The sequence below is a fragment of the Ruminococcus sp. genome, assembly GCF_019417665.1.
Taxonomy (GTDB): Bacteria; Bacillota; Clostridia; order Oscillospirales; family Ruminococcaceae; genus Ruminococcus_C.
Genome location: NZ_DXUU01000119.1, coordinates 1 through 2543 on the forward strand (window position 1 = coordinate 1; position 2543 = coordinate 2543).

The 2543-nt window shown below is 51.8% G+C and carries 3 protein-coding genes and 2 pseudogenes; all 5 read left to right on the forward strand.

Translation table 11 applies throughout. From position 1 onward, the window contains the following. A partial coding sequence (locus tag QZ375_RS14100; RefSeq protein WP_295220019.1) for an L-2-amino-thiazoline-4-carboxylic acid hydrolase occupies nt 1–146 on the forward strand: 146 nt, incomplete at its 5' end. A 146-nt stretch (nt 147–292) separates the two neighbouring features. After that, the gene (locus QZ375_RS14105) at nt 293–772 is read left to right on the forward strand and encodes a hypothetical protein (protein ID WP_156059597.1); all 480 of its coding nucleotides are present in this window, start codon (nt 293–295) and stop codon (nt 770–772) included. Nucleotides 773–883: 111 nt separating this feature from the next. After that, nucleotides 884–1090, forward strand: a pseudogene (locus QZ375_RS14110) (ZIP family metal transporter); the annotation flags it as partial. A 135-nt stretch (nt 1091–1225) separates the two neighbouring features. After that, nucleotides 1226–2203: a helix-turn-helix domain-containing protein gene (locus QZ375_RS14115; RefSeq protein ID WP_005935772.1), complete on the forward strand. Its 978-nt coding sequence runs from the start codon at nt 1226–1228 to the stop codon at nt 2201–2203. A 73-nt stretch (nt 2204–2276) separates the two neighbouring features. Further along, nucleotides 2277–2543, forward strand: a pseudogene (locus tag QZ375_RS14120) (hypothetical protein); the annotation flags it as partial.

Genomic DNA, 2543 nt, shown 5'->3' on the forward strand with positions numbered 1-2543 from the left:
AATACGGCTGCCCGGAGCTGTGCCGTTGCTTTTGCGACAGTGATGACATCAGCTATACCGGGCTGCATCCGAAGCTGATCTGGGAGAGAAGCATGACGCTGGGGCGTGGAAATGACCGCTGCGATTTCTGCATGAAGGTCAGATAATAGTGGGAGGCATATTGAAATGGAAATCAAACGATTCGGTACATGGTATTTCTGGCATACTTTCTTGTTTTGTATGAACCACGATGGAAGACGAAGGAAATGGGAGCATATGCCCGATTCGCACGCAGACTGAGAGGAGAAAAACAATGATCGTACTGCAACTGCTGCTTTATTGTCTGCTGTTTACCGCAATGATAAAAATCGCTGTGATCGGTGGTGCTGTCAATGGACTGTACTTTTATCCCAAGGAGGTGCAGGATCGCGCCATCGAACTGGGACTGATCGACCGCAATACGATGAACCGGAAACGAAAATGCTTTATGATACCGTTCTTTATCGTGATGCTTGCTGCTCTTGTGCTGATCATCGGTTTGTGGAACGGGGCTTCCTCCTTTGGTGAGGCCTATTGGCAGGCGCTGCTGTTTCTTGAGGTCATGAATATCTATGACGGCGTTGTAATCGACAAGCTATGGGTCGGGCACAGCCAGTTTTGGGTGCTGCCAGGGCTTGAAGATGCGCCGTTCGTGCAGACCTGGAGGCAGGTGCTGAAAAAGCGAAGCATACTGGCGCTGATCTGGGTTGCGGGAGCGGCAATTGTCGGCGGTATTGTCCATTTGATTTTCTAAGAAGTTGGAAATTGCCCAAATGAAAAGCAGAATCATGAACTGCAATCGGAGGCAAAAAAGATGAAGACGGAGAAACCGAAAAAGCTGATTCGATGGTACATTCTCGGTACGATCGGAGCAGTTCTGACGATCCTGGCGGCAGGCATCGTGGTGCCCGCCTTGCCCTATCTGCTCAGCTTTGCCGCCGGAGCCATGCTGTATGTGGTGGTGGAGGCGCTGATCCCGGAAATGTCGCAGGGGCGGCACTCTAACGTCGGCACGGTGTTTTTTGCGGTAGGCTTCAGCGTGATGATGGTACTGGATGTGGCACTGGGATAGCGCATGGTTGAGAAAATTGCGATGCAAGGGGCGAAGAAAGGAAAAACATGAAAGACAGAGATCTGCCAGTTGACCACAGCTGCCATTCCAAGCCCTGCAAAAGACGGATTGTGGAGATCGGATTGAATAAACAGTATGATTGATATCATTTTTCATGACAAAACGGGGGTCACTCCCTATAATCCCGGACAAACAGGCGGCTTTGAAAATGCGGCCGGAAGTGGAGAAATTCACTATTACCGGCTGTTTGATGGCGTGGGGATCATGCTGCTGCGGCTGGAGATGGAGACCTATACGGAAATCCGCACGCAGATCGGTATGATAGAGATCAATTTCTGCATCAATGGCCGTTTTGAAACCAGCTTTTCCATGCGTGATAGCGTTCTGCTAAAGCCGGGGGATATGGCCGTCAGCTGCTACGACGGACGGCATGGAACACGTTCAGAGTCACGGTTCCCGCTGGGCTGTTACGAAGGGCTGTGTCTGGAAGTTGATCCAGCAGCCGCTCAGAACTGGCTTGAGAAGAACGCACCGGGCTTTTCGGTGGATTTTGCGGTACTGAAGCAGAATCTTCTGGGAAACCGATGGTTCATGTTCGGTACGGCAGGACCCCGCTGTGAGCACGTTTTCCGGGAATTGTACGAAAATGCGCCCTACATGGATCTCCGGTTCCTGCGGCTCAAGGTGGTGGAGCTGTTGATGCTGCTGAGCCGCATTCCGCAGGAGGAAGGAACGGACTTGTACTGTTCTACCGAACAGACCGAACTGGCACACCATCTCCGGGATCACCTTCTGACAAACCGGGAGGGGTATGTCTCCCTTGCGCAGCTGGCAGAAGAACACGGGATCTCGGTTTCGCACCTGCAAAAAATGTTCAAACAGGTCTACGGTGTGCCAGTATACCACTATATCAAGGAATACCGTCTGGAACAGGCTGCCGTAGAGCTTGTCCGGAGCGCAAAGCCCATTACGCAGATCGCACAGAATGCAGGATATGACAACGCCAGCAAGTTTTCGGAGGCTTTCCGGAAACGATATGGAACGACCCCGTCGCAGTACCGCACCCACGCAAATGGACTCGCAAAACGGAGCAGGGAAATCAGAATGGAGTAGTCCACGGCCGAAAAATATGCTAAAGTACAGAGCGGTTAGAACAAACTTACTTTAAAACCGGAGGTACTTTCATATGATGATGAAAAAGAAATTTGTTGCAGTGGCCTTGTCTGCGGTCTGCCTGCTGTCTGCTGTCGGCTGCGGCCAGCAGAGCGCAAGCACAGCGTCTTCGGCATCCAGCGTTTCCTCCTCGGTGGCTTCTTCGGCTTCCGCAAGTCAGGTAATGGATGCGGAGGATTATCTGTCTGGTATCAGCGGGACTTATGTGGAACTGTTCCCGGAGATGGCAAAGAGTGAATACCGGAATTTGTGGATCGACGCTGCGACTCCGCTGGTAGGC

Excerpts from the sequence above, each read along its gene's own strand:
- QZ375_RS14105 (WP_156059597.1), top strand. The coding sequence starts at position 293 with ATGATCGTACTGCAACTGCTGCTTTATTGTCTGCTGTTTACCGCAATG.
- QZ375_RS14115 (WP_005935772.1), top strand. The coding sequence starts at position 1,226 with ATGATTGATATCATTTTTCATGACAAAACGGGGGTCACTCCCTATAAT.